The sequence below is a fragment of the Acinetobacter sp. 18QD2AZ41W genome, assembly GCF_009829025.1.
Lineage (GTDB): Bacteria > Pseudomonadota > Gammaproteobacteria > Pseudomonadales > Moraxellaceae > Acinetobacter > Acinetobacter pseudolwoffii.
The window spans coordinates 20793-46396 of record NZ_WURP01000004.1; the positions used below are offsets into that span (position 1 = coordinate 20793).

At 45.0% G+C, this 25604-nt stretch carries 29 protein-coding genes and 3 tRNA genes; 8 read left to right on the top strand and 24 right to left on the bottom strand.

All coding sequences use genetic code 11. The features are described 5' to 3' along the window. Positions 1 to 72: 72 nt before the first annotated feature. Complete coding sequence (locus tag GVV58_RS07565) at positions 73 to 714, bottom strand: fumarylacetoacetate hydrolase family protein (protein ID WP_159516273.1); 642 nt, start codon at positions 712 to 714, stop codon at positions 73 to 75. 42 nt (positions 715 to 756) lie between these two features. Beyond that, positions 757 to 1254 (bottom strand): YcxB family protein, encoded by a 498-nt coding sequence (locus tag GVV58_RS07570; protein WP_159516274.1) that lies wholly within the window; start codon positions 1252 to 1254, stop codon positions 757 to 759. Positions 1255 to 1414: 160 nt separating this feature from the next. Between GVV58_RS07570 and GVV58_RS07575 the strand changes: the two genes are divergently transcribed. Further along, complete coding sequence (locus tag GVV58_RS07575; RefSeq protein ID WP_159516275.1) at positions 1415 to 2713, top strand: SRPBCC family protein; 1299 nt, start codon at positions 1415 to 1417, stop codon at positions 2711 to 2713. Between the two features lie 104 nt (positions 2714 to 2817). Here GVV58_RS07575 and GVV58_RS07580 read toward each other — a convergent pair. From GVV58_RS07580 to GVV58_RS07590, 3 genes are all read right to left on the bottom strand, one after another. Then, positions 2818 to 2894, bottom strand: a tRNA-Arg gene (locus tag GVV58_RS07580). A 48-nt stretch (positions 2895 to 2942) separates the two neighbouring features. Continuing rightward, a tRNA-Arg gene (locus GVV58_RS07585) sits at positions 2943 to 3019 on the bottom strand. A gap of 16 nt (positions 3020 to 3035) precedes the next feature. Beyond that, positions 3036 to 3125, bottom strand: a tRNA-Ser gene (locus tag GVV58_RS07590). Between the two features lie 263 nt (positions 3126 to 3388). Here GVV58_RS07590 and rnr point away from each other — a divergent pair. From rnr to GVV58_RS07620, 6 genes are all read left to right on the top strand, one after another. After that, positions 3389 to 5836 carry a ribonuclease R gene (gene rnr / locus GVV58_RS07595; RefSeq protein ID WP_159516276.1) on the top strand — a complete coding sequence of 816 codons (2448 nt, stop codon included), beginning with the start codon at positions 3389 to 3391 and terminating at the stop codon, positions 5834 to 5836. Positions 5837 to 5915: 79 nt separating this feature from the next. Continuing rightward, positions 5916 to 6470 (top strand): hypothetical protein, encoded by a 555-nt coding sequence (locus GVV58_RS07600; protein WP_159516277.1) that lies wholly within the window; start codon positions 5916 to 5918, stop codon positions 6468 to 6470. A 55-nt stretch (positions 6471 to 6525) separates the two neighbouring features. Then, entirely contained in the window at positions 6526 to 8580 is a 2055-nt protein-coding gene (locus tag GVV58_RS07605) for a M3 family metallopeptidase (protein WP_171502639.1), read from the top strand. A 40-nt stretch (positions 8581 to 8620) separates the two neighbouring features. After that, on the top strand, positions 8621 to 8830 hold the full coding sequence (locus GVV58_RS07610) for a YheV family putative zinc ribbon protein (protein WP_171054337.1): 210 nt from the start codon (positions 8621 to 8623) through the stop codon (positions 8828 to 8830). Positions 8831 to 8847: 17 nt separating this feature from the next. Then, on the top strand, positions 8848 to 9282 hold the full coding sequence (locus GVV58_RS07615) for a hypothetical protein (protein WP_005168705.1): 435 nt from the start codon (positions 8848 to 8850) through the stop codon (positions 9280 to 9282). 55 nt (positions 9283 to 9337) lie between these two features. Then, complete coding sequence (locus GVV58_RS07620) at positions 9338 to 10219, top strand: DMT family transporter (protein WP_074383575.1); 882 nt, start codon at positions 9338 to 9340, stop codon at positions 10217 to 10219. Positions 10220 to 10280: 61 nt separating this feature from the next. Here the strand turns inward: GVV58_RS07620 and GVV58_RS07625 are convergent, their stop codons facing one another. The 5 genes from GVV58_RS07625 to GVV58_RS07645 form a co-directional block, all read right to left on the bottom strand. Further along, positions 10281 to 12563, bottom strand: coding sequence for a TRAP transporter large permease subunit (locus tag GVV58_RS07625; RefSeq protein ID WP_159516279.1), 2283 nt, complete (start codon positions 12561 to 12563; stop codon positions 10281 to 10283). A 197-nt stretch (positions 12564 to 12760) separates the two neighbouring features. After that, complete coding sequence (gene rrtA, locus GVV58_RS07630) at positions 12761 to 13333, bottom strand: rhombosortase (protein WP_005168711.1); 573 nt, start codon at positions 13331 to 13333, stop codon at positions 12761 to 12763. Between the two features lie 67 nt (positions 13334 to 13400). Beyond that, positions 13401 to 14441 (bottom strand): hypothetical protein, encoded by a 1041-nt coding sequence (locus GVV58_RS07635; protein ID WP_005094123.1) that lies wholly within the window; start codon positions 14439 to 14441, stop codon positions 13401 to 13403. A 536-nt stretch (positions 14442 to 14977) separates the two neighbouring features. Continuing rightward, on the bottom strand, positions 14978 to 15364 hold the full coding sequence (locus GVV58_RS07640) for a hypothetical protein (protein WP_005094124.1): 387 nt from the start codon (positions 15362 to 15364) through the stop codon (positions 14978 to 14980). Next, positions 15357 to 15614: a succinate dehydrogenase assembly factor 2 gene (locus tag GVV58_RS07645; protein ID WP_005094125.1), complete on the bottom strand. Its 258-nt coding sequence runs from the start codon at positions 15612 to 15614 to the stop codon at positions 15357 to 15359. The genes GVV58_RS07640 and GVV58_RS07645 overlap by 8 nt, the downstream gene beginning before the upstream one ends. Before the next feature lie 183 nt (positions 15615 to 15797). On the opposite strand from GVV58_RS07645, the gene GVV58_RS07650 reads away from it, so the two are divergent. Beyond that, positions 15798 to 16970 carry an acyl-CoA dehydrogenase family protein gene (locus tag GVV58_RS07650; protein ID WP_159138628.1) on the top strand — a complete coding sequence of 391 codons (1173 nt, stop codon included), beginning with the start codon at positions 15798 to 15800 and terminating at the stop codon, positions 16968 to 16970. A gap of 60 nt (positions 16971 to 17030) precedes the next feature. Here the strand turns inward: GVV58_RS07650 and GVV58_RS07655 are convergent, their stop codons facing one another. The 14 genes from GVV58_RS07655 to rpsH form a co-directional block, all read right to left on the bottom strand. Then, on the bottom strand, positions 17031 to 18521 hold the full coding sequence (locus GVV58_RS07655) for an NAD(P)/FAD-dependent oxidoreductase (RefSeq protein ID WP_159516280.1): 1491 nt from the start codon (positions 18519 to 18521) through the stop codon (positions 17031 to 17033). A 221-nt stretch (positions 18522 to 18742) separates the two neighbouring features. Next, positions 18743 to 19108, bottom strand: coding sequence for a 50S ribosomal protein L17 (gene rplQ, locus GVV58_RS07660; RefSeq protein WP_004281488.1), 366 nt, complete (start codon positions 19106 to 19108; stop codon positions 18743 to 18745). Positions 19109 to 19126: 18 nt separating this feature from the next. Beyond that, on the bottom strand, positions 19127 to 20134 hold the full coding sequence (gene rpoA / locus GVV58_RS07665; protein WP_005094131.1) for a DNA-directed RNA polymerase subunit alpha: 1008 nt from the start codon (positions 20132 to 20134) through the stop codon (positions 19127 to 19129). Positions 20135 to 20150: 16 nt separating this feature from the next. Next, positions 20151 to 20777 (bottom strand): 30S ribosomal protein S4, encoded by a 627-nt coding sequence (rpsD, locus tag GVV58_RS07670; protein ID WP_005094132.1) that lies wholly within the window; start codon positions 20775 to 20777, stop codon positions 20151 to 20153. Between the two features lie 12 nt (positions 20778 to 20789). Further along, a complete protein-coding gene (gene rpsK / locus GVV58_RS07675) occupies positions 20790 to 21176 on the bottom strand; it encodes a 30S ribosomal protein S11 (RefSeq protein WP_004281491.1) in 387 nt (128 codons plus the stop codon). A 19-nt stretch (positions 21177 to 21195) separates the two neighbouring features. Then, on the bottom strand, positions 21196 to 21552 hold the full coding sequence (gene rpsM / locus GVV58_RS07680; protein WP_004281492.1) for a 30S ribosomal protein S13: 357 nt from the start codon (positions 21550 to 21552) through the stop codon (positions 21196 to 21198). Between the two features lie 105 nt (positions 21553 to 21657). Next, positions 21658 to 21774: a 50S ribosomal protein L36 gene (rpmJ, locus tag GVV58_RS07685; protein ID WP_000867907.1), complete on the bottom strand. Its 117-nt coding sequence runs from the start codon at positions 21772 to 21774 to the stop codon at positions 21658 to 21660. A 20-nt stretch (positions 21775 to 21794) separates the two neighbouring features. Then, a complete protein-coding gene (gene secY, locus GVV58_RS07690) occupies positions 21795 to 23114 on the bottom strand; it encodes a preprotein translocase subunit SecY (protein ID WP_171063316.1) in 1320 nt (439 codons plus the stop codon). 45 nt (positions 23115 to 23159) lie between these two features. Then, positions 23160 to 23600: a 50S ribosomal protein L15 gene (gene rplO, locus GVV58_RS07695; protein ID WP_005094137.1), complete on the bottom strand. Its 441-nt coding sequence runs from the start codon at positions 23598 to 23600 to the stop codon at positions 23160 to 23162. A gap of 3 nt (positions 23601 to 23603) precedes the next feature. Further along, a complete protein-coding gene (gene rpmD, locus GVV58_RS07700) occupies positions 23604 to 23780 on the bottom strand; it encodes a 50S ribosomal protein L30 (protein ID WP_005094139.1) in 177 nt (58 codons plus the stop codon). Between the two features lie 6 nt (positions 23781 to 23786). Further along, a complete protein-coding gene (rpsE, locus tag GVV58_RS07705; protein WP_004281496.1) occupies positions 23787 to 24284 on the bottom strand; it encodes a 30S ribosomal protein S5 in 498 nt (165 codons plus the stop codon). Positions 24285 to 24286: 2 nt separating this feature from the next. Further along, a complete protein-coding gene (rplR, locus tag GVV58_RS07710; RefSeq protein ID WP_004281497.1) occupies positions 24287 to 24637 on the bottom strand; it encodes a 50S ribosomal protein L18 in 351 nt (116 codons plus the stop codon). A gap of 14 nt (positions 24638 to 24651) precedes the next feature. Beyond that, positions 24652 to 25185 (bottom strand): 50S ribosomal protein L6, encoded by a 534-nt coding sequence (gene rplF, locus GVV58_RS07715; protein WP_005094142.1) that lies wholly within the window; start codon positions 25183 to 25185, stop codon positions 24652 to 24654. Between the two features lie 13 nt (positions 25186 to 25198). Then, positions 25199 to 25594, bottom strand: coding sequence for a 30S ribosomal protein S8 (gene rpsH, locus GVV58_RS07720; protein ID WP_005094144.1), 396 nt, complete (start codon positions 25592 to 25594; stop codon positions 25199 to 25201). Between the last annotated feature and the right edge of the window lie 10 nt (positions 25595 to 25604).

Here is a 25604-nt window from a genome sequence, read left to right on the forward strand (position 1 = left end):
CTGTAAATACTTTAAAACTCGATAAAAAAGGACTGCACTCGCAGTCCTTTCAATCAAAAAATAACGTTCAGCTTATTTAACCCAAGTCGTCCAGACATAATCCTGAGACTGGCCTTTCAGGGTCATTTTCAACTGATCGCCTGCATGCAATGCCGCCACACCTGCGGGTGTACCCGTCATCACCACATCACCTTCTTCTAAAGTGAATACCTGGCTGATATCTGCCAGTAAAGTCGCGATATCAAAAATCAATAAAGCGGTATCGCCTTTTTGACGCAGTTCTTCATTCACCTCCAAAGTGTAATGCACATCTTTCCAGTCCGCGACCACATCATTCACAGGAATCCAGTCTGACAACAGACACGAACCATCAAAGGCTTTGGCACGTTCCCAAGGCTGGCCTTTTTTCTTGAGTTCATCCTGCAAGTCACGCAGGGTCAAGTCCAGACCTAAAGTCACCGCACCCACCGCTTGCAGTGCTTTTACAGGATCATTTTCTTTGCTTAAAGTCCGGTCAATACGCAAACTGAGTTCACATTCATAGTGGCAGTTGCCCCACTCCGGATTCCATTCAATCCCTGCATCGAGCGAGCCTAAGGCACTCGGTGGCTTAATAAATAAGACCGGACGATCAGGGATCGCATTTCCGAGTTCTTTGGCATGATCGGCATAACTGCGACCAACGCAGACAATTTTGGATGGGCGTGTACTCATGATCAAAACTTTCCTTTATTTGTCTTTATATCGATCTCTGGATTATTTTTTAAATGCATTCTCGAAAATGTTTTGCTCAGTCGCATCTTTAAAGGCACGTTTTGGCACAATGATGACGGTGCGGTTTTTCAGTTCAAGCATATAGGTCAGTTTGCCGGCAGCAAAATTCTGCACCTCATTATACGCTACCAGCTTGCTACGCTCATTATTAAAAATTTCCGCATAGTCCTGATACAGATCAAGGCCTTGTTCACTCTTACCAAACTGATATTTGACGAACTGGCGTTTAAACATCATCGGCAGAAACCAGTAACGCATGATGCCTTGCAGGATCAGGAAGAATGCCCCCAAAGCCACGTAATAGCGTCCTACCCCGTCAAAGCCCATCGAAAAGCCCCAAAGGATAATCCCGATACTGACCAGAGGCGTCAGAAAACGTGAAATCTGCTTTTTGCCAAAAGTCGCCAAGGCAAAACCATCCTGAGATTCTTCTAAAGTCAGAAAATAACGGGTCGATAAAGTCGGTGCTGACTCAGTCATAGCATCACATCAAAAAAATAAAATCTTGCCCAATACTATAGCAAAATATGCACAATGCTTATGGCCTGACGCATCAATTACATAACTTTGCTTTGGAAAAACGTGTATTTAGTTTTAAATAAACAGCAATTAAAACAAAAAATATGCAACAGGATGTTGAATGAAAGGATTCAAGCAATGTATTGCAATCGGTATCTGTTCGGGTCTGTCTACTCTATCACTGGCCAAGATCATTCCCTGGGATGCAGAATTACCCAGTAGCCTGAGTGCTTATCCGGGCAATGCCCAACAATTGGCAGAATTAACAGGCGAAAGGATTCTGATTTATGCGCATCCGGTGACTAAAACCCAGCTTCCTACCTTAAACAGTAAGGCCACCAGCAAGGTACAATTTTATAGTGCCGCCGTGGTTTTGCCTATGGCTGAAACACAGGTCGAGAAATTGCTACAGCATTATCCGGATTATGTTGGCCTGTTTCCGACTTTAAAGTCAGCCAAAATTCTAGAACAGCAAGGTTCGATTCAGCAGGTCAAATATCAGGTGCATATCCCCACACCAATTCCGATATTGAACTTCAAAGAAACCGTGGTGATGCAGCATCATCTGGGCAATAACAGCATCAGCACTTTAATTATTGATGCACCCATTCCTTATGGCGCGGGAAAACTGGAATGGTTCGCGCTTGATCCGCACAGAACTCTGGTGACAGTGACCCAGTGGGGCGACCTGAACCAGCCTAAAGGTTTTCTATTCAGTAAAATTCTCAATGCTCTGCCTGAAGCCAAACTTGGCATTCCTCCCGGTACCAACGCATTTCTACTCGAAGCACTGCAACAGCGTTTTAAAACCAGTCATGCCACAACACTCACCGCCCCGACTCCACAACTGAAATTTAATTCACAACAGCTACAGAAGATTGCCCAGCTTAGTCAAAAATCCGGCCAACCAGTCAGTTTTATTTTGCCCAGCTATCAGATTAAAGAAGGAAAAGCGTCAGAAAATTTGAGATTTAGCAGCACCTATCAATACTTTCCGCATTCGGTAGACAAGCTACGACCGTGGTTGGCTGCACAAGCCAGTCAACAGCTTTTCCCGCGCCAGATCAAGAAAGTCGAACTTAACCCGATCAATACCCAAAGTGTAGATGCCAACTATAAAGTTTCAGTGGGCTTAGGCGTGATTCAGATTCCATTTAACTTCAAGATGCGTTTTTACCAGCCCGATCCCTTGCAGAATCAGTTCAATGCCAATGGTGGCGACTTAAAGTTTGTCAAAGGCAGCATGAAGCTATTGCCGCAATCACAAGGTAATCTGTTCCAAATCACCAGCAGCATGAAGATTCATGATCAAGCACCGTTTTTATTAAGGGCCATGCGCAGTCTGCCCTATCACGATGTATTACCTGCGGTGGGTGGCAATACCGTCTATGCACTCAAGGTACAGCAAAAATTAAGATAATCAACGAATCGGTAGTTATTGGTTTTTTATATGAAAAAGCGTTAAATATTACAGACGTAAAAAAACCGCATCAATGTGCGGTTTTTCAGAATTCTTATCAAGATTGGTGCGCTCAGAGAGATTCGAACTCCCGACCCCTTAGTTCGTAGCCAAGTGCTCTATCCAGCTGAGCTATGAGCGCGTAACTTGTGTGCCTAGGTTGGCAATACGTTTTTCTGCTTAACTTACTTGGTGCGCTCAGAGAGATTCGAACTCCCGACCCCTTAGTTCGTAGCCAAGTGCTCTATCCAGCTGAGCTATGAGCGCGCGATATAAGTAAGCGTGGCGGTGAGAGAGGGATTCGAACCCTCGATACAGTTACCCGTATGCGTCCTTAGCAGGGACGTGGTTTCAGCCACTCACCCATCTCACCGTAACGTGCGGCCATAATACAAATTTCGGCATGGCACTGCAAGCGCAGCATCGAAAAAAAGTGCATATTTTTGCTCGTTTAAATACTTTTTAAGCAATTCAGCGATTTTTCGTACATTTTCCTGCTCAAAAAACCGAATAAATTTCCAGTTATCTAAAATGAACAGAAAATTGAAAACTTAAATGGATTATTGCAATCATTTACGTGCAGTCTGCGCACACATGTTTTATGCTAAACCTATCTCCTAAGATAAATTTAAAGACATGATGAAAAACTGGGTCGATCCTGAAGCAAAAGCTGAAGCCGAACGTTATGACAACCCTATCCCAAGCCGTACGCTAATTTTAGAAACCATAGAAAAAAATAATGCCCAGTCTCATGCCGACCTGGTAGAACATTTCGAAATTGCAGATCAAAAAAGTATTGATGCTCTCAGCCATCGTTTAATTGCGATGGTGCGTGACGGGCAATTGATGAAAGATGGTTATAAATTCCAGATTGCCGTCGAGCAGCCTGAATCCGAAGCGACGGTTTATATCAATTCCCGCGGGATGGGAACTGCCAACATTTCTGGCCAGGACGATCTCTTACTGGCTGAGCGTGAACTACGGCTGGTCTTTAATGGCGACCGTGTCAAAGTACGTCAAACTTCAGTAGACCGTAAAGGTAAAGCCTGGGGTTATGTGACTGAAGTTGTGCAGCACCGCGTTAAGCAGATCATTGGTAAAGTTTCCCTATATGAAGGTGAATACTTTGTTCAACCTGCTAGCCCAAATGCGCATCAGCCGATTACTCTTGAAAAAGAACTGATTGAACATGCGCAAGTCAATCTGGGTGATTCGATTCGCGTGGCGATTGATACTTATCCGACCCGTGAAGAATTTGCGACCGGTCATATTGTCCAGTCCATGGCAGATAAAGCCGATACCGAAATCATCATTCCACAAACCATTTTAGAATATGGTTTACCGTATGAATTCCCGGAAGAAGTGATTCAGGATGCAGAAAGCTTTAAAGAACCAACAGAAAAAGACCGTGAAGGTCGTGTGGATCTGCGTGATTTAGCTTTGGTCACCATTGATGGTGAAGATGCACGTGACTTTGATGATGCAGTATATGCTGAAAAACGTCCGGGCGGTGGCTATCGCGTGGTCGTAGCGATTGCCGATGTCAGTCATTATGTACGTACAGGCAAACCACTGGACGATGAAGCTCAGGAACGCGGAACTTCTGTCTACTTCCCGCACTTTGTTTTACCAATGCTGCCTGAAGCCTTGTCGAATGGCTTGTGTTCTTTAAATCCGGCTGTTGATCGTCTCTGTATGGTCTGTGATTTAAAACTGTCACGTGCCGGTCGTGTTACCGGTTTTGAGTTCTATCCATCCGTGATGCACTCTAAAGCACGTTTGACTTATGATCAGGTTGCCCAATATCTGGAAGGCGACAGTCAGGCCATTACCGAAGATCGCGAAGTTCGCAAGTCGATCAACACCCTGTTCCAGCTGTACCAGGTTCTGAAAGGCTTACGTGCTGAACGCCATGCCATGGAATTTGAAACCGTTGAAACGTATATGACTTTTGATGAGCTGGGCGGAATTAAAGAGATTTTGCCGCGTAGCCGTAATGATGCGCATAAGCTGATTGAAGAATGTATGTTGCTGGCCAACGTGGCAGCCGCAGAATATGCATTGAAAAATGAAATTCCGATGTTGTACCGCGTACATGAGCCACCTGAGTTCTCGCGTATTCAAAAAGTCCGTGATTTCGTCAAGCTGCTTGGTTTGAAATTCCCGGAGCAACCGACCCAAGCAGATTATCAGGCGGTGATTGAAGCGACCAAAGACCGCATAGATGCACCAAGCATTCATGCGGTGTTATTACGCTCCATGATGCAGGCTTATTACGGCCCTAACAATGCGGGGCACTACGGTCTGGCTTATGAGGCGTACACACATTTCACTTCGCCAATTCGACGTTATCCAGATCTGTTATTGCATCGTGCCATTAAAGCGCATTTAAATAAAAAGCCATCTCCGCTTTCAGGTGGAGCTTTAGATGAAGCAGGAACACATTTCTCTGCCACTGAACGCCGTGCCGATGAAGCCTCTCGCTCGGTGACGACCTGGTTGAAATGTCATTATATGCAGCAGCATCTGGGCGAAGAATTTGTTGGCATCATTAGTGCGACAGCAGAGTTTGGCCTGTTTGTGACGCTAAAAGACCTGTATGTGGATGGTATGGTACATGTCAGCCAGTTGGGCGATGACTTCTTTGTCTTTGATCAAGTCAGCCAGAATCTGGTCGGCCAGAATCATGGTCAGGTCTTTGGTCTGGGCGATGAAGTCAAGATCAAGGTGGCTGGCGTCAATCTGGAAGAGCGCAAGATCGACTTTGAACTGGTACAACAGCTCAGTCATGCCGGCCGTGCAATTCGTGCCCGTGCGCCGCGCGTGAGCGAGAAAAAACCGACAGCACGTCCAGCAGCAACAGAAGAGGTTTTTAGTAAGAATGAGCGCGAGTCTAAATCCAGCCTGAATGCCGATGGAGAACAGCCCATACGACGCAAAAAAGCCAAAGGAAAACCCAGCTCTTACAACAGCAAGTCTGTTAAAAAATCTGCAGCAAAGCCTGAAGCAAAGGCTAAAGATAAAGTAAAGAAAAAGACCAAAGTGAAAAAGAAAAAGTCGAATGCAAAAGCCAAGACTGAATAATTTTTGACGGTATAAAAAGAGCGCTACGGCGCTCTTTTTTATTTATAATCCAAATATTAAAATAGGAAAAATTATAAGAATGGATACCATAACTATTTTTACTTTGATCATTTCTTTAATGGCTTTGCTTGTGACTTATGCCGTATTTAAATCTGATCAGCAACCACAAATTATAGTTTTTGCTCTTCCGCATTACGGTAAGCAATCTTTCATTCAACTACAGATAAAGAATATAGGAAAATCCATTGCCTATAATGTACAAATATCGAGTGATCAACCCATTCCTAAACGGGCCTTCGGAATTAAAAAATTAAATGCTTCAAAAGATTATTTTGATAGCGGTATTTTCAAACATGGAGTCAAAGTATTTCCACCCAATCAGAGCTATATATACGATTGGGGACAATACGGCGGCCTCAGAGAGGCTTTAGATAATAATCCTATCACCATGAAAGTCACGTATTGGTATCAGCACCCTTTAAACTTATGGAAAACTCAAATCACTGATATTTCCATCATCGATATAAATGAACTAGAAGCCTTACCTTCATCTGATGGTGGATTTATTGAACAGCTTCAAAATATTAATAAAGAATTGAAAATATTAAATACAAAGCTAGAGAAAAAACTTTAACTCCCTTGATTTCCCCCACCAAAGGCCCTACATCTAGACTGAATATAGAAAATTAATTTGGCAGACCGACATGACTTTAGAAAAGGCAACTTTGCCTGTTCCACAATTTGATCAGATTACCCTGGCCGATCTCAAAGAAAAAATTGAAAGCTGTATCGCTGAAGGGCAAAAGTTCCTGAATGAACTCACCGAAACACCGACTTCAGTACAGGAGCAGCTGACTACACTGGAACATGTCGACACGCTTGAAAACAATATGAGTGAGTCTTGGGGCATCCTGTCGCATTTAAATGCCGTGATGAACAATGCCGAAACCCGTGACGTCTATCAAGCCTTATTACCGGGTCTGAGCGAATACTATACGCAACTAGGTCAACATACGGCGCTGTATCAAACTTATCAGCATGTTCATGATGCATCAATTTTTAATGAATTACCTGCAGCCCAGCAAAGTGCCATCAAACTGGCCTTACGTGACTTCAAACTGTCTGGTGTGGCCTTAGAAGGCGAAGCGAAGAAACGTTATGCAGAAATTTCTGCACGTCTCTCACAACTGTCTTCCGACTTCTCCAACCATGTGCTGGATGCGACTCAGGCTTATTTCAGACCATTAGCTGAAGATGAGTTAGCGGGTCTCTCTGAAAGTAATATTGAGCTGTTAAAACAATATGGCCAGCAACGCGAGCTGGATCAGCCGGTCGCTACGCTAGATTTCCCGTCTTATCTGGCAATCATGACCCATGCGGAACATCGTGAACTGCGTGAAGAGCTGTATAAAGCCTATACCACGCGCGCTTCAGATCAGTCCGAGCAGACTGAATTTGACAATACCGCCTTAATTGAAGAAATCCTCAGCTTACGTCAGGAAATGGCCAAGCTGCTCGGCTTCAACAATTATGCAGAATTGTCTCTGGCCAGCAAAATGGCGCCAAGTGTAGAAGCAGTAGACGAATTCTTGCGTGATCTGGCAGAGCATGCCCGTGCGCCGGCAACCAAAGAAATTGCAGAACTAAAAGCCATTGCCGCTGAAGATGGTATTGATGAACTGAAACCTTGGGACAGCAGCTATTATTCAGAAAAGCTGAAAATGCAGCAGTTCAATCTGTCACAGGAAGCGCTGAAACCTTATTTCCCTGCACCAAAAATCCTGCAGGGCCTGTTCAGTATTGTCAATCGCCTGTATGACATTCAGGTGATTGAACGTGAAGCGCCGGTTTGGCATCCAGAGGCGCGTTATTTCGAACTGGAAGACCAAGGTCAGGTGATTGGCGGTTTCTATTTTGACCTGTATGCACGCCAAGGCAAACGTGGTGGTGCCTGGATGAGCGGTTTCCGTTCGCGCATGCAGACACGTGATGGCCTGCAAAAACCGATCTGCTATATGGTGGGTAACTTTACTCCACCTGTTGGCAACCGACCTGCACTGCTCACGCATGATGAAGTGATTACCCTGTTCCATGAATTTGGTCACGGCCTGCATCATATGCTGACTGAAGTCGACAATATCGCGGTGGCAGGTACGCATGGCGTGGCTTGGGATGCCGTGGAGCTGCCAAGCCAGTTTATGGAATTCTGGGCCTGGGATCAGGACAGTCTGAATCTGCTCAGTGAACATATTGAAACCAAGGAATCTTTGCCGGCCGACCTGCTCAAAGCCCTGCTCGATGCACGTTTCTTCCAATCCGGTATGCAAACCCTGCGTCAACTTGAATTTGCCCTGTTTGACCTGAGTATTCACCGAGCCAATCCAGCTTTAAATGCAGCACAGGTTCAGGCTACTCTGAATGAGATCCGTGAAAAATATGCGGTTCTACCGACGACTGACTATAACCGTTTCCAGCACAGCTTCAGTCATATTTTTGCCGGTGGTTATGCAGCGGGATATTATTCCTATAAATGGGCCGAAGTTTTAGCCAGTGATGCCTTCGACCGCTTCGAAGATGAAGGTATTTTTAACACCACCACCGGAAAGCAGTTTCGGGAAAATATCCTCGCAGTTGGCGGAAAAGACACAGCACTTGACGCATTTATCAATTTCCGCGGACGCGAGCCAAAAATAGATGCATTGCTGCGTCATCAAGGTTGGACGAACCCCTCTAAAAACGCTTAAACTAGCTTTTTAAGTTGATCACAAGGTGAGTATGATGACCATTAAACGTCGTTTCATTGCAGGCGCAAAATGTCCAAAATGTCAGGCGTTAGATCGCGTCGTCATGCTGACCTCTGGTGAAGATGAATGGATCGAATGTATTGAATGTGGTTATGAAGAAAATCGTCCCACACATGTTGACCAACCAGAAACACCAGCTGTTCCAGATGAAGTTGGCGTGATTCAGTTTAAACCTCGTTCAGTAAAATAAAAATCAAGGTTCAAGCTATGTCAGTAGAACAAAGAAATAACCCCAAACTTTTAATGGGGATTATGGGGGCTTTAGTTACTGTCGTTGCATTGGTATTGCTATATCAGTGGTTGAATGCCTCTTCCGGTGAAGCGGAACGCATACATCAGGAAGATATCGCAGCTGTTCCGGCAGCAAAACCTGCGGCGAAAACTGAAGAAGATACAGCGGCAGCGAAAGCAGCTGAGGCGATCGAAGCTAAAGCACTGGTATCAGATCAGCTGTTAGATGCACCGGTGCCGGAGAATGCCAGTTTGGCCAAAGAAGAAGTGGCTAAATTAGATGACATCCAAGTTCAGCTCAATGAACAAAAAGCCACACTGGATGCGCAGCATAGCGATGCCGACCAGTTGATTCAACTGAAAGAGGAACAGATCAAGTTACTTGAAGCACAACTTGCTCAAAGCCAGTAAATCTCGACAGTATTTCAGCTAGAATATCGTCAGATCTTCTAGCTCAGTTGTTTCCATGTCTGCCCCAACCGCTCCGCATCTGCTTAAAGCCATTCTGTTACTGACCTGCTCTGCTTTTCTCTTTTCAGTCATGGGCGTGTGTATCCGTTATGCCTCGGCAACGGTTGATAACGCCACCGTGGTCTTCTTTCGCAATTTTGTCGGGCTGTTTATTTTCCTGCCCTTCATTTTCAATAAAGGCATTGGTTTTTTCAAAACTGAAAAACTATGGATGCACACCTGGCGCGCAGTGGTCGGACTGACTGCCATGTACGGCTTTTTCTATGCCATTGCCCATTTAAAACTCTCCAATGCCATGGTCTTCACCTACTCTTCTCCGATTTTTATTCCTTTGATTGCCTGGCTATTTCTCAAGGAAAAAATAACAGCAAGCATGTTAGTCGCCGCTGCAATTGGTTTCATCGGGGTACTCTGTGTTGCCAAACCGGATTCGGGTTTAATTAACCTGATGTCGGTCATTGGTTTGAGTGCGAGTTTTCTAGCGGCGATGGCTTTTGTCACGGTTCGGGCACTGACTAAAACCGAGTCTCCGGAAAAAATTGTATTTTATTTCTGCTTTATTGGCACCCTGATTTCAGTGATTCCGATGTTCTGGCTATGGCGGCCTTATACTCTGACAGAACTCAGCTATCTGATTACTGCCGGCATCCTGGCCAATTTTAGCCAACTGTTTATGTCCAATGCATATAAGCTGGCTCCGGCAGGACAAATTGGACCGGTCAACTATGTGGCAATTTTCTTTGCTGGTATGTGGGGATTTCTGTTCTGGCAGGAAGTTCCGGACCTCTATAGCCTAATCGGGCTGGGGCTGATTTTCTGTGCGATTCTACTGTGTAGCCCGATACTGCAGAAGCGCCTGAATTCATCGAAGATTTGATCAAGATTCGAAATCAAAGCAATAAAAAAGCACCCGTAGGTGCTGTTTTATTGCTTTTCTTTTATTGATACCAGCCGAACAGCTTAAAGATATAAGGCACATAGGCAATGATCAACATCGCAGGCAGCAATACTATCACCGGCAAAATCCAGCGTTCATAACGGTAGTAGAAAGACAGGTGTCGTACTTCGGCATCCGCTTCGGCCACTTCAGCATCACCAATCGACTGTCTGGCCAACAGATGATTCAGCGCAACTGGTGGCGTCACGTAACCCAGCTCAAAACCAATCAGGGTAATCATCCAGAAATGAACCGGATGAATGCCGTATTGGTAAGCCACTGGAGCAACGGTTGCAGAAATCAGAATCACCGCGCCAAATGGATCCATGATCATCCCGACAAAAATCATCAAGCCGACAATCAGTGAAATCACCAGAATGGTACTACTGATATCGGTCGGGAAGGCTTCCATAATTTCCATACGTTCCAGCAAGCCACCCACACTCACCGAGAGTGCCATCAGGATGACCAGCGCACCAATATGTCCCACGGTCTCACTGGTCGAAATATGCATGGACTTCCAGAAACCGACATGACGCAAAATTTCAGTCGCTTTCGAACGCTGTACAGTATGATCAACAGCCAGTTCTTTGCCTAGTTGTTCGCTATGTTCAGCTTCACGATATTCTGCATTGGCCGCGGCACCGGCTGTCACCAGTTCAGGTGTCGATCTTGAGTTTAAAGTTGCGGTCAAGGTTTCATCCCAATGCCCCACTGCCGGCAACGGCGCAGGTTCATGACGTAACTTATCGAACAGAACAATCATCAGCAGAATGACTGGCATCATCACTGGTGCGGTAAATTCATTCAGGTCAGTCGACAAGGCATATTTATAGAATAACCAGATCAGAATAAAAATCACGATATATGGAATAATCGCAATGAAGGCACGACCAGATTGAGGAGCAGCTATAGTAGGCGCAGCAATGCGGAATTTGTTTTCTGCAAAGAACAGGGAAATTACCAGGAATAAAGTCGAGCTGAGCAGGAAGACATAAATCCCGTAGTGATACAGTAAGTCGGTGGTCACTTCTTTATTGAGTGATGCCACAACAACAATCAGCAAGCAAGGACGTAAGACTACGCCCATTGAGCCGGACATTGCAGTGGCGGCCAGTGCAAACTGACGGCGTCCACCCGCATTCCAGACTTCCTTATAAATAATCGCACCTGCGGCAATCACGAAAATTCCTGATGCTCCAGTATAGGCGGTCGGTAATGCCGCTGCCAGCAAGATTAGCCAGGTCAGGGTTTCAGGTGCCAGATTCCAAGGACGCAGAATATTCAGGAACATGTCCACGACACGGGTCTGTTTCAGCAACATACCGGCCCAGATAAATAAGGCCAAGTTCAGGAAGATACTAGAAAACTCTACCAATTGACCGAGGTAAATCCCCTGTCCCATTGGATAGTCCATAAAGAAAGTGAAATTTATTCCGGTCGTAATGGCCATATAGGCATACAACGGTACACTCAGAAAGGCCAGACCAAAACTGCCGCCCTCTCGCGTTGGTTTTGGTTGTTTGATCACCTGATACAGGCTGATCAAGGTGAGTGTGCTGAACAGAATCATCCACAACCAGTAGATGTATTTCATTTCCCCCATCGGCACGCCCGAGTTCAATACGGACTGATATTGGCTATAGGATGAAAATGCCAGGAAAGCATTAGCAACCAGCATGGCGACCGAATAAACTTTAAAGTCGATACGCGTACTCGGGCTACGTAAGCCAATATGATGGGTTTTTAGGGTGGCACTGATCGCAGCAAAGACCACCATGATGACCAGAAGCAAAGCCCGGTTTTCCGTACCAAACTTGAAGATTCCAAAGAAAGAGGTTTCAAATGTCCGATAAGCCCGAATACTTGGATGGGCTTCCACATGCTGAATGGCTTTATCGTAAAACAGGTAGGATTCTTCACAGACCTGCTGTGCCTGTAACACCGCAGCACGGACATCCGCTTCCGAACGCACCCCGAAGAAATCGGCGTATTCATCGGCTGCATCGGCTTTCATCTGCTGCTGAACACGCTGATCAACATTGATATTGCGTTCACATTGTGGCCGCGTCGGTTCAGCCCTTAGAAATGAATATTGCATTCCGGTTGCCGGATCACCGTAAATACGCTCGCCCATACGCAGCAACTGGCCGTGAATCATTTCCCCGGTGCCAATAATCAAAGTGAGCAAAAGTAAAACCAGCACGACGAAGGTCGAGATCCACTCTGTCCATATATAACGCAACAGACCTAATCCTGATCTGTTTTGATCATCATTTTGCATGTGTATTCCTATTTTTATTTTAGCGGCCTAATGCTTGGTCTAGGACGCCGATCTTCCCTTCTGCCCCGAAAATTCCTTTTCAAAGGTCAGGATCTTTATTCTATGTTTTGACTTTGCATGAAAATTGGCACAATAAAAATGACAATTTATATTTTCTTTTTGTATTTTCTGCCAAGTAAATGATTTATCTCTGCACTTTAATTATCCCGAAAATAATTGCTCACGATATAGATCAGCGCCAGAATCACGCCCCAAATCACACCAAGTAAATGTGCCTCAACCAAAACCGGACTGCCGATCAGCTGCGCCGTTCCGACATTGCCAATGGTGTTTTCCCAGACCAGTTTGGCAAAAATCAAAAACAACACCAGCGCCGCAAAACCGCGTTCCCGTTTATACAGCAAATGCACACACGCCACTGCCACGTAGGCGCCATGCAGTACGCCCGACAAGCCGGCATAGGCTTCAATATTGGGTAAGAAAAAATAAAAACTTAAACTGATCAGCGGCGGCAAGATCAGTAAAATGGCACAGAAATGCCAGACGGTGGCGCGTGGAAAAATGAAAGGCAAACAGAGAAAAGCGAGAATATTCAGAAAATAATGAATCCAGCCCACATGCACCCAATGCGCTGTCCAGAGTCGCCAAAATTCACCTAACAGGCTCTCTTGCCAGTAGATGAAATGATCCTGAAAAATTTGCAGACATGCACAGAGAGAGACAAAAGCCGCTAGAAAAATAATTTTTCGTCGAACATGTTGATCTAGCATCAGCTTATGCTTCTCCCTAACCATCTAGTTTAATTTCATCCTTAAAATTCTATGCAGGCTATCTGGGTTACAGGTCTGCACTGAACAGGTCATCGAGTTCCGAAGAGCTGTCTGATTCATCCCAGAAACGTTGCATGCCATCATCGGCGCTGCGCACACCAGTATTTTCTGTCCAGTAACGATCTGAAATTCCACCGACCATAATCGCTGCCATACTGTCGATCAGCTTGAACTGTGGATTTACCGGCTTTTCCTCAGTACGGGCCTGCGCAAAGGTTTTTAAAGCATCGCGGATTTTGGCATCGTCACCACTGGCCTGTGCTGCTACAGCATATAAAGCATGCGATAAACGTACACCTTTTTGCTCACCAATTTGTGTAGATTGTTTTAATGTTTGGTAAGGATCAGGTTTACCATCGCTTGCACCTGGTAATAAAGTCCAGATCACAGCACGCGTAGCATTCGGTGCTCCCCAGAATTTGGCATTATCCAGACAGGTCATACCACGTTCGACCACAGCAGCGATATCTTTGGGTACATGCACTGCGCCGCCTGAATTAATATCATTGGTCATGGCTTGTAAACCGCTGAGCATGCCCAGCAGATAAACCGTTTGCTCCATATCGCTGTTCATGCGCGGGCATTCTTCACCCAAGGCTTTTTGATATTTTTTTTCATAACGGCTCTGGAACAATTGATAACCGGTATATTGACGCTGTGCCGCTAGAGCCGCCCAGCGCTTCTGCTCAATTCGCGCATCTTGGGCTTCCGCTACCTGGTTGGATTTTGAAGCACGCAAATAGCGTAACTCAGCTTCCAGCGCCTTTTGCTCGGCACAAATGCCGGCAGCCGAATACATCAATACGGCTACTCGCGTCGGATCCGCTCCCATTTCTTTGGTTGCCATGATGGCCGGAGTTAGAGAATTGCCTGAATTACAGACCATCTCAGCATCATCCATGGCTAAAATTGGCGGGACAATATGGTTTTCGGTAAAACCCAGTGCGACATTGGCACCGGTTTTAATGACATGGGAACACCCCGTTAATACTGTTGTTGTTATTGCAATGGTCGCCATACCTTGGCATATTTTACGGACGCCTGACATTTTCCTGTCCTCTATAATTGTGATTATGTCCATCTTTCTGTTAAAGATATCAGAAGCATTTTGTGAATAAAAGAGTATTTACTCTAATCCGTACCAGACACTGTGCCATCAAACTGGCCGACTGCAATTGACTTGATCTGTTGAATTCCCAAATTTTGGGCAAAAAAAAGTAGCATTGCGACGGTTCAGCACATGCTACTTATTAACTGTACAAACAGAGAGCCGGTAATAACTCTGCTTGATTAAGATGAAAATTTATCCTTCAGCACCATCGCGAATTGTCCAACCACCAAAGCTGAAACAATCACTACGATCAAAAACATCCACACTGGAGATTCTATTGAATTCTCCCGTATTTGCTGTTGGTGCGTTCAATGTACAGGCTAAAAATAAAACATAGGCGGGAAATTGTCATACAATTTATCTTACTGATAAGTCATTATTATTTTTTGTCTGACAATGAAAGCGCGTTAATGATCTAAGTATCTGTTTTATTGAAACTTCAATCAAATGATTAAAATAGCGTTGTCTGACAACTAGATAAGTTTGGTCAGAACTTTCAGGGATTTCCATTGTTTTAGCGGCAATTGGTCACACCAGATCAATAAAGGCTGAGCCTTGGCGTGCTGAAAATACACCACAATATAAGCTTGATGATCAATCACATGACTAACACATACCCGACAGGTGGGCCGAGATTTGGCCGTCAATGACCATTCACGTCCATCCAGATATTCAAACTGTTCAATCTGGGGCGTCTTGCGATAAAACAGCTGATAAATCACCAGTCCAATCGCAGCACACAGCAGCCAAATCGCAATCGGCAATAGCTGGTATAGGAGGTACATCAACAGTGCAAAAATAAAAAGCTGAAACGCCAGTGCACAATAACTGCGTTTCAGCTTGAAACAGCGATTATCCATGGACGTAAAATTTAAGCTTCTTGATCAAATCTTTTAATTCAGGACGCGGCGGCTCAGAGACTTCCATAAACCAGTCCAGCAGATCTGGATCTTCCTGATCGACCAACTCAGCAAACATCTGCTTTTCAAATGGATCAGCAGTTAAGTAGTAGTTTTTTACGTAGGGATCAAAATACACATCCAGCTCTTTTAGGCCACGACGCGCGCGATAAATCACTTTGCGCTCTTCTAAGGTGATGTCATCAGTCATCGAATTTCCCCAATTCGTTATAAACCGGAATAGTTTACCTGAAGCCATCGCTGAATTTCGAGGGATTTCATACAAATGACCAAAAGCATCAGCATATTTAAGTTATTTGAACATTCCGCTCATTGTTGCTGATCTATGCTTGACCTACTTTAAAGCAAACAGATCAGAATAAGGAATAACAAGATGCAATCTGCAGCCATTCGCCCGCTTGCCCCGATGCTACCCCGCCAGCTTTTTACTGCCGAACATGAAGCATTTCGTCAAACCGTACGCAAGTTTTATGAAAAGGAAGTTATTCCGCATAGCGAGCGCTATGAAAAGCAACAGCATGTGGATCGAGAGCTCTGGACTAAAGCGGGTGAACTGGGACTACTCTGCGCCACCATGCCAGAGCAATATGGCGGCTCTGGGGTAGACCGGCTGTATAGCATGATTCTGATTGAAGAACAGGCTTATGCTGGTGATTCAGCCACGGGGTTTTCATTACATTCAGATATTGTCGCCAATTACCTGCTGAACTTTGGCAATGATGCTCAAAAACAGCAGTGGTTACCCAAAATGGCGTCTGGAGAAGTCGTCACCGCGATTGCCATGACCGAACCAGGAACCGGCTCTGACCTGCAAGCAGTACGTACCTCTGCGGTACTGGATGGCGATGACTATGTGATTAATGGATCCAAGATCTTTATTACCAATGGCTATCTCTGTGATATGGCGATTGTGGTCTGCAAGACCGGTCATAGTGACAAAGGCTCGGCCAATCTCTCATTGATTATGGTCGAAGCCGACCGGGCCGGATTTAGCAAAGCTAAACCGCTGAATAAAATCGGCATGAAAGGCCAGGATACTTGCGAGCTGTTCTTTGACGATGTACGCGTACCACAAGAAAACTTGCTCGGTCTGGAAGGCATGGGCTTTATGATGTTGATGAAAGAACTGGCCTGGGAACGCCTGATTGTGGCAATTATGTGTCAGGCTGGCGCTGAAGCTGCTTTCGCACATACAGTGAAATACACCAAGGAACGTCAGGCCTTTGGCAAGAGTATTAGCCATTTTCAGAATACCCGCTTTAAACTGGCAGAAATGCGTACCGAAATCGAGTTTTGTCGCGCTTATCTGGATCGCTGCATGGAGCTGCAACTCAAGCAAGAACTAGGCATCGATGCCGCTGCTGCGGCCAAATACAAGATTTCAGAAATGTGTAGCAAGGTGGTAGATGAATGCCTGCAATTGCATGGTGGTTATGGCTATATGCTGGAATATCCAATTGCCCGGGCCTATATCGACAACCGCGCCAACCGGATTTATGCTGGTACCAACGAAATCATGAAAGAACTGATTGCACGTTCACTGTAAACTGGACGCATAAAAAAGGAGTCACTCAGGACTCCTTTTTCTTCAGTTCAATATCCGACTTTAAGAGACCAGACGCGGTTTATGTTTGAGAGCCTTGCTGTTTTTTTTAAATTTCAGCACCCTATCTTCAAACGAAGCCTGTTTAAGTTCCTTACGATCTGCAAGATAATTGTTGCTGACTTTCCACGGTGCATGTTTACCTTGTTTTGGCATCACATCTGCAGCACGGGCAATATAGCCCGAACTGAGACTACCCATCACAGTATCCTCTAGCAATTCAGTCTGATCACCCTGAGCGATGACTTCAGCATAGCCCTGCTGATCCATATAGTTCAGCAAACGGCAAATGTACTCAGCGGCAATATCCACTTTTAAAGTCCAAGAGGCATTGATATAACCAATAATTAGCGCCATATTCGGCACATCACTAAGCATGATGCCTCTATACAGCATATGTTGTGAGGTATCGACAGGTTGACCATCAATCGTCGCCTGAATTCCACCAAGAATCTGGATATTTAAGCCTGTGGCTGAAACGATAATATCTGCCTCCAGATGTTGACCCGATTTCAGCTGAATGCCAGTTTCAGTCAAGCTTTCGATCTGATCCGTTACAACTGATGCCTGCCCTTCACGTAAAATTTTAAACAGATCACCATCCGGCACCACGCATAGGCGCTGATCCCACGGCTCATAATTCGGGGTAAAGTGTTTCATATCCACTTTACCTTTGAGCTGAAACTGCACGGATTTAAGTAACAGCGTTTTTAACAGTTTTGGCTGTTTTTGTGCCAAGGCATAAATTCCGCGCTGCATGCCAATATTCCGGGTACGGGTAATTTTATAAGCCACATCTTCTGGTAGATACTGCCGCATCTTTGCATAAATCATATCAATGGAGGGCACTGAAGCGATATAGGTCGGGGAACGCTGTAACATGGTCACATGCCCGGCGCCGCCTTTGACCATCGCCGGAACTAAAGTAATCGCGGTGGCACCACTACCAATGATCACCACTTTTTTGCCCTGATAATCTAAATTTTCCGGCCAATGCTGCGGATGAATGAATTGACCTTTAAAAGCCTCCTGATTTGGAAACTCAGGCTGAAAACCTTGGTCATAATTGTAATAACCGGTACAACTCAGTACGAAATTCGCAATCCAGACCTGCTTCTTGCTGTGTTCATCCTCAATCTCTACTGACCATTTACAGGTCATAGAATCATAGTTGGCGGTTAACACACGGTGTTGATAATGAATTTTCGATTCCAGATTAAATTCATCTACTACTTCGGCCAGATAGCCCTTAATCGAAGCGCCATCGGCAAGTACACTGGCTTTTTTCCAGGGTTTAAAATTAAAACCAAAGGTCGACATATCCGAATCAGAACGAATTCCCGGATATTTAAATAAATCCCAAGTTCCGCCAATGCTGGCACGTCGCTCAATAATTTCAAATGAGCGCTGCGGACAATGTTTAGAAAGATGCGCTGCCAGACCAATTCCCGAGATCCCCGCACCCACAATTAAAATATCGATTTGCTTTTCCATATTGTTCTTTTACCTAAGCGATACTATCTGTTTTTATTAAATCACAAAATTGACAATACACAATGTCAAGTTTGATAAAAAGCCATTATTTTTTTATCTTTTCAGGCCAGATTCAGATTAGTTCTGCATGATGCAAATACCTGAAAATAAATTTCAGACATTAAAAAAGGCCGGTTTATTCAACCGACCTTTTCGAACAACTCGCGTTATTCTTCACGAAATTAGTTAACTTCGCGATCTACTAGCTCAACGTAAGCCATCGGTGCAGCATCACCTGCACGGAAGCCCGCTTTAAGAACACGTAGATAACCGCCGTTACGCTCTTTGTAACGAGGGCCAAGAACGGTAAATAATTTACCAACAGTTGCTGCTGAACGAGTACGAGCAAACGCCAAACGACGGTTTGCTACTGTATCGTTTTTAGCTAAAGTGATTAAAGGCTCAGCTACACGACGTAACTCTTTCGCTTTAGGCACAGTTGTTTTGATCAACTCGTGCTCGAACAAAGAGTTAGCCATGTTTTGGAACATCGCTTTACGATGGCTGCTTGTACGGCCTAATTTCACACCACTATTACGATGACGCATGGTGATAGTCCTACTTAATTAACGGCTACGATAGGCGAAACGATCGTCCATACGGAGACTAGCCGGTGGCCAGTTCTCTAAACGCATGCCGAGTTGTAAGCCTTTAGAAGCCAGAACATCTTTGATCTCAGTAAGCGATTTTTTACCCAAGTTAGGAGTTTTAAGCAACTCAACTTCAGTACGCTGTACAAGATCACCAATGTAGTAAATGTTTTCTGCTTTCAAACAGTTAGCAGAACGAACAGTTAGCTCTAGATCATCTACTGGGCGAAGCAAGATTGGGTCAACTTCTTCACGCGGCTCTTGAGCCACAGGTGCTTGATCTTTCTGAAGGTCAACAAAGATTGCAATTTGTTGTTGCAAGATTGTTGCCGCTTTACGGATTGCTTCTTCAGGATCTACAGTACCATTGGTTTCAAGATCAATGACCAATTTGTCAAGGTCAGTACGTTGTTCTACACGAGCGTTTTCCACTGTATAAGACACACGTTTGATTGGGCTATAAGAAGCATCTAACTGCAAGCGACCCACTGGGCGAGTTTCGCCTTCTGGGAAGCGTGAATCAGAAGTCTCGTAGCCACGACCTTGAGCAACTTTCAGACGCATTTTCAATGAGCCTGAGGCACTTAAAGTACCGATCAAATGTTCAGGGTTAACCACTTCAACATTATGAGGTAAACGAAGGTCAGCCGCAGTTACGTCGCCTGCACCTTGTTTCTCTAATGTTAAGTATGCTTCATTTTGATCGAACAGCTTAATCGACAATCCTTTTAGGTTCAGCAAGAGCTCGACGATGTCCTGCTGCAAGCCTTCCAAAGTACTGTACTCGTGCTCGACCCCTTCAATCTCAACTTCTACCACAGCTGCGCCAGGTAGAGAAGAAAGAAGGATGCGACGTAAAGCATTACCCAGAGTATGACCAAAGCCACGCTCTAAAGGTTCTAGAATAACTTTTGCCGAGGTCCCGCTTGCCGCTTCGACCTTGATCGCTTGCGGAGTTAGAAACTCATTTGCAGTACGCGTCATATTGCTTCCTCAAGGATTATTTAGAATACAATTCTACAATCAAGCTTTCGTTGATTTCAGCAGGTAAATCAGAACGATCCGGTGCAGCTTTGAACGTACCTTCTAATTTAGAATGGTCGATTTCCATCCAAGAAGGCATGCCACGTTGAGTTGCTAATTCAATTGCGTTTTTGATACGTAATTGTTGTTTAGCGCCTTCGTGAACTGCGATCACATCACCCGCTTTAACTTGGATAGACGCAATGTTAACACGACGGCCATTCAAAGTGATGCTGCGGTGAGATACTAACTGACGAGCTTCTGCGCGAGTAGAACCGAAACCCATACGATAAACAACGTTATCAAGACGGCTTTCAAGTAGCTTCAACAAGTTTTCACCAGTTGCGCCTTTAACACGAGCAGCTTCTTTGTAGTAGTTACTAAATTGACGCTCTAAAACACCGTACATACGACGTACTTTTTGTTTTTCACGTAATTGTAGTGAGTACTCAGACTGTTTACCGCCACGAGCTCCACCATGTTGGCCAGGAGCTTTAGCGTGTTTTTTAGTTTTTACATCAAACGGTTTAACGCCTGATTTAAGTTGCAGGTCTGTCCCTTCGCGGCGAGAGAGTTTGCATTTTGGACCAATATAACGAGCCATGAATGTTTCTCCTTACACGCGACGTTTTTTAGGTGGACGGCAACCGTTGTGCGGGATTGGCGTCACATCGGTAATGCTGTTAATTTTATAACCCACTGCACCTAAAGCACGAACCGCAGATTCACGACCAGGACCAGGACCTTTTACAAGGACGTCCAAGTTTTTCAAACCGTAGTCTAAAGCAGCTTTACCAGCAACTTCAGCAGCTACCTGAGCAGCGAACGGAGTTGATTTACGTGATCCACGGAAGCCTTGTCCACCTGAAGTGGCCCAAGCCAGTGCATTACCTTGACGATCGGTAATAGTCACAATGGTGTTATTAAAAGAAGCGTGAATGTGTGCGACACCTTCAGAGACGGTACGAGTGACCTTCTTGCGTGCGCGAGTATCTTTAGCCATCTTTTAGCTTCCAGAAATCTTATTTCTTAATAGGTTTGCGCGGACCTTTACGGGTACGAGCGTTAGTTTTGGTGCGTTGACCGCGGACAGGCAAGCTGCGACGATGACGAAGACCGCGATAGCAGCCTAAATCCATTAAACGTTTAATGTTCATGGAAATTTCGCGACGTAAATCACCTTCGGTCGGAACCTTAGCAACTTCTGCACGAATCGCATCAAGCTGAGCGTCATCTAATTCACGGATCTTAGTCGTTGGAGCAATACCCGCAGCAGCTAAAATAGCTTTTGAAGTATGGCGACCAATACCAAAGATATACGTTAGAGAGATAACAGCGTGCTTGTTATCCGGAATGTTTACACCGGCAATACGAGCCATTCAATTTTCTCCAAAAAGGCAGTAGATAATCAACCGCCCCACAAAAATCTTGAGGGGCGGATAATAACCCAATTCGCCTACAGAAATCAACAGGTCTTAATCAGATTAACCTTGACGCTGCTTATGACGAGGTTCTGCGCTACAAATTACGCGGATAACCCCATTACGACGGATAACTTTACAGCTACCACAAATTTTCTTAACAGAAGCTTGTACTTTCATGATGAAACCTCTAAGTGCGCTTATCCCTTAGGATGAGCTGTCGTTTTTCTCATTAACGTTTGATTATCGTACTGGTGCGAGGTGAGGTGTGACTGCAGCTGAGCCATAAAGTCCATCACTACTACCACAACAATCAGCAAAGAAGTACCACCCAAATAGAATGGAATACCAAATGAACTTTGCAACACCATCGGCATCAAACAAATGACGGTGATGTAAATCGCGCCAATAAATGTCAAACGACTGAGAATATGATCTAAGTAACGAGCAGTTTGCTCACCTGGACGTATACCAGGCACATAAGCTCCGCTGCGTTTCAAGTTCTCTGACACTTCTTTAGGACTAAATACCAGTGCTGTATAGAAGTAACAGAAAAAGATAATTAACGCACCAAAGAGCACCAAATACAACGGCTGACCAGGCGACAATACCAATGCTACATCTTGCAGGCTACGCTGAATAAATCCGGCATTCGGATCTGCACTACCCACCCACTGGCCTAAGCTCGCAGGGAACAACAGCAATGAGCTGGCAAAAATTGCCGGAATCACACCCGCCATATTAATTTTCAATGGCAAATGTGTCTGTTGTGCAGTAAATACACGACGACCTTGTTGTTTTTGAGCATAGTTGACCGGAATACGACGTTGCGCTTTCTCGATAAACACGATGGCTGCCAAAACACCCAGAGACAATAGACCAAAAATTACCAAGCCAATCAGGCTGGTCTGGCCATTATCTACAGATGACAAAGATTGCATAATTAAATTAGGCAATCCGGCAACAATACCCGCGAAGATGATCATGGAAATACCATTCCCCACCCCACGTTCGGTAATCTGCTCACCCAACCACATCAAGAACATGGTTCCCGCAACCAATGAGGTTACTGCAGGAATATAAAAAGCCAGACCAGTATTCAGGGTAATCCCCTGACTGATCAAGCCTGCACACATCCCGATCGCTTGTACAAGCGCCAGAAATAATGTGCCTTGTCGTGTGTATTGATTTATTTTACGTTTGCCTTGCTCGCCTTCTTTTTTCAAAGCTTCCAGCGAAGGAACCACTGTCGACATCAGCTGCACGATAATCGATGCAGAAATGTAGGGCATGATCCCAAGAGCAAGAATAGACATTCGTTCTAATGCACCACCGGAAAACATGTTAAACAAACCAAGGATAGTACCTTGGTTTGCATTAAACAGGTTTTCTAGGGCCGCATTATTGATGCCCGGTACTGGAATATGCGCTCCTAGCCGAAACACCAACAACGCACCAATGAGAAACATCATTCGACGAATAATTTCACGGTATTTCACATGAAATGGTTGGCCTTTCATCATGTTGACATGACCTGAAGAACTAGGAGTCATAGACACTGGGGATTACTCCTCGACTTTGCCGCCAGCAGCTTCAACAGCAGCTTTAGCGCCTTTAGTCAATGCAACACCTTGAACAGTGAATGCACGAGTAATTTCACCAGAAAGTACGATACGAGCACGGATCATGTCTTTACGTACAACGTTCGCCGCTTTTAAAGTTTCTAGAGACACGATGTCGCCTTCAACTTTAGCAAGCTCAGATAAACGTACTTCAGCAGTTTTCAAAGCCAATTGGCTAGTGAAGCCGAATTTAGGCAAACGACGATAAAGTGCTGTTTGACCGCCTTCGAAACCTGGACGAGTACCACCGCTCTTACGTGAGTTTTGACCCTTGACACCACGGCCACCGGTCTTACCAACGCCAGAACCGATACCACGGCCTACACGAAGGTTGTCACGTTTAGCACCTTCTGCAGGTGCAATTGTATTTAAACGCAGAGTCATGGCTTATTCCTCTACACTAACCATATAGTAGACTTGGTTGATCATACCACGGTTAGAAGGCGTATCTTGCACTTCTACAGTATGACCAATACGACGCAGACCTAAACCTTGCAGGCTCAGCTTATGATTTTTCAAGCGGTGCGATGCAGATTTAGTCTGGGTAACTTTAATCGTTTTCATGATTGATTACCCTTGAATTTGTTCTACTGAAAGACCACGTTTCGCAGCAACCTTCTCAGGAGTAGTCATATCACGCAAACCGTTGAAAGTTGCGTTAACTACGTTAGCAGCGTTAGTAGAACCACGGCATTTAGTCAAAACGTTACGTACACCTACAGCTTCTAAAACTGCACGCATAGCGCCACCAGCAATTACGCCTGTACCTTCAGAGGCAGGCTGCATGAATACGCGACTAGCGCCATGACGTGCATGAATTGGGTGCTGTAACGTACCATCAACAAGGTCAACAGTAATCATGTTGCGACGAGCAGCTTCAAGTGCTTTAGAGATAGCAGCTGGAACTTCACGTGCTTTACCACGACCAAAACCTACGCGACCATTACCATCACCCACAACAGTTAATGCTGTGAAAGAGAAGATACGACCACCCTTAACAACTTTGGCTACACGATCAACGGCAACCAGCTTTTCAACAAGACCTTCGTTTTGTTCAACTTTAGCCATGATTAGAACTCCAAGCCGTTTTCACGAGCAGCATCAGCCAAGGCTTTGATACGACCATGATATTTAAAACCAGAACGGTCAAATGCAACTTTAGTAACACCAGCTGCTTTAGCGCGTTCTGCGATTAAAGCACCTACTTTTTGAGCTGCTTCAACGTTACCAGTTGTACCTGCACGTAGAGTAGCGTCTAAAGTAGAAGCTTGCGCTAATACTTTGCCACCATCTGCAGAGATAACTTGAGCATAGATGTGACGCGGAGTGCGGTTTACACACAAACGAGTCGCACCCAATGCACGGATGTGCAAGCGTGTGCTTTTCGCACGACGCAAACGGGATTGTTTCTTTTCGTTCATAAGAACCTCGCGCCTTATTTCTTCTTAGCTTCTTTACGAAGTACAACTTCGTCAGAATAACGAACACCTTTGCCTTTATACGGCTCTGGTGGACGGTAACCACGGATATCTGCAGCAACCTGACCTAAAGCTGCTTTGTCAGCAGATTTAAGTACGATTTCAGTTGCAGTTGGAGTTTCAGCAGTTACACCTGCAGGAAGTGCATAATCGATCGGGTGAGAGAAACCAAGGTTAAGATGAACAACATCACCTTTAACCGCAGCTTTATAACCAACACCGATAAGCTGTAACTTACGTTCGAAACCTTCGCTAACACCTTTTACAAGGTTGTTAAGCACAGCGCGAGCAGTACCAGCTTGCATCCAAGCGTCTTTCGACTCTTGTACTGGAGCAATAGCCAGAGTACCGTCTTCCTGTTTAAGCTCGACCAGCGCATGCAGGTTGAAAGACAATGTACCTTTAGTGCCTTTCACTTCGACCTGCCGGCCGTTCTGAGTAACTGTTACACCATTCGGTACAGTTACTGGGGCTTTAGCCACACGAGACATGAGGAATCACCTATTAAGAAACAAAAGCAATAACTTCACCACCAACGCCTGCAGCACGTGCAGCGCGATCAGTCATGATGCCTTTGCTTGTAGAAACAATTGCAATACCTAAACCTTGCTTAACGCTTGGAAGTGCATCTTTACCGCGATACTGACGTAGACCTGGACGGCTTACGCGTTTCACAGTGTCAATCACTGGCTTGCCTTCAAAATATTTTAACGTAATTGTTAAAGTTGGTTTGCCTTCAGCTTCCGCAACTTCTACGTTAGAAATGTAACCTTCTTGTTGAAGTAAGTTAGCAATTGCAACTTTCAACTTAGAATTAGGCATAGAAACAGTTTGTTTCTTCGCCATTTGTGCGTTACGAACACGTGTTAGCATGTCGGCAACGGTATCTTGCATACTCATTTATAGTGCT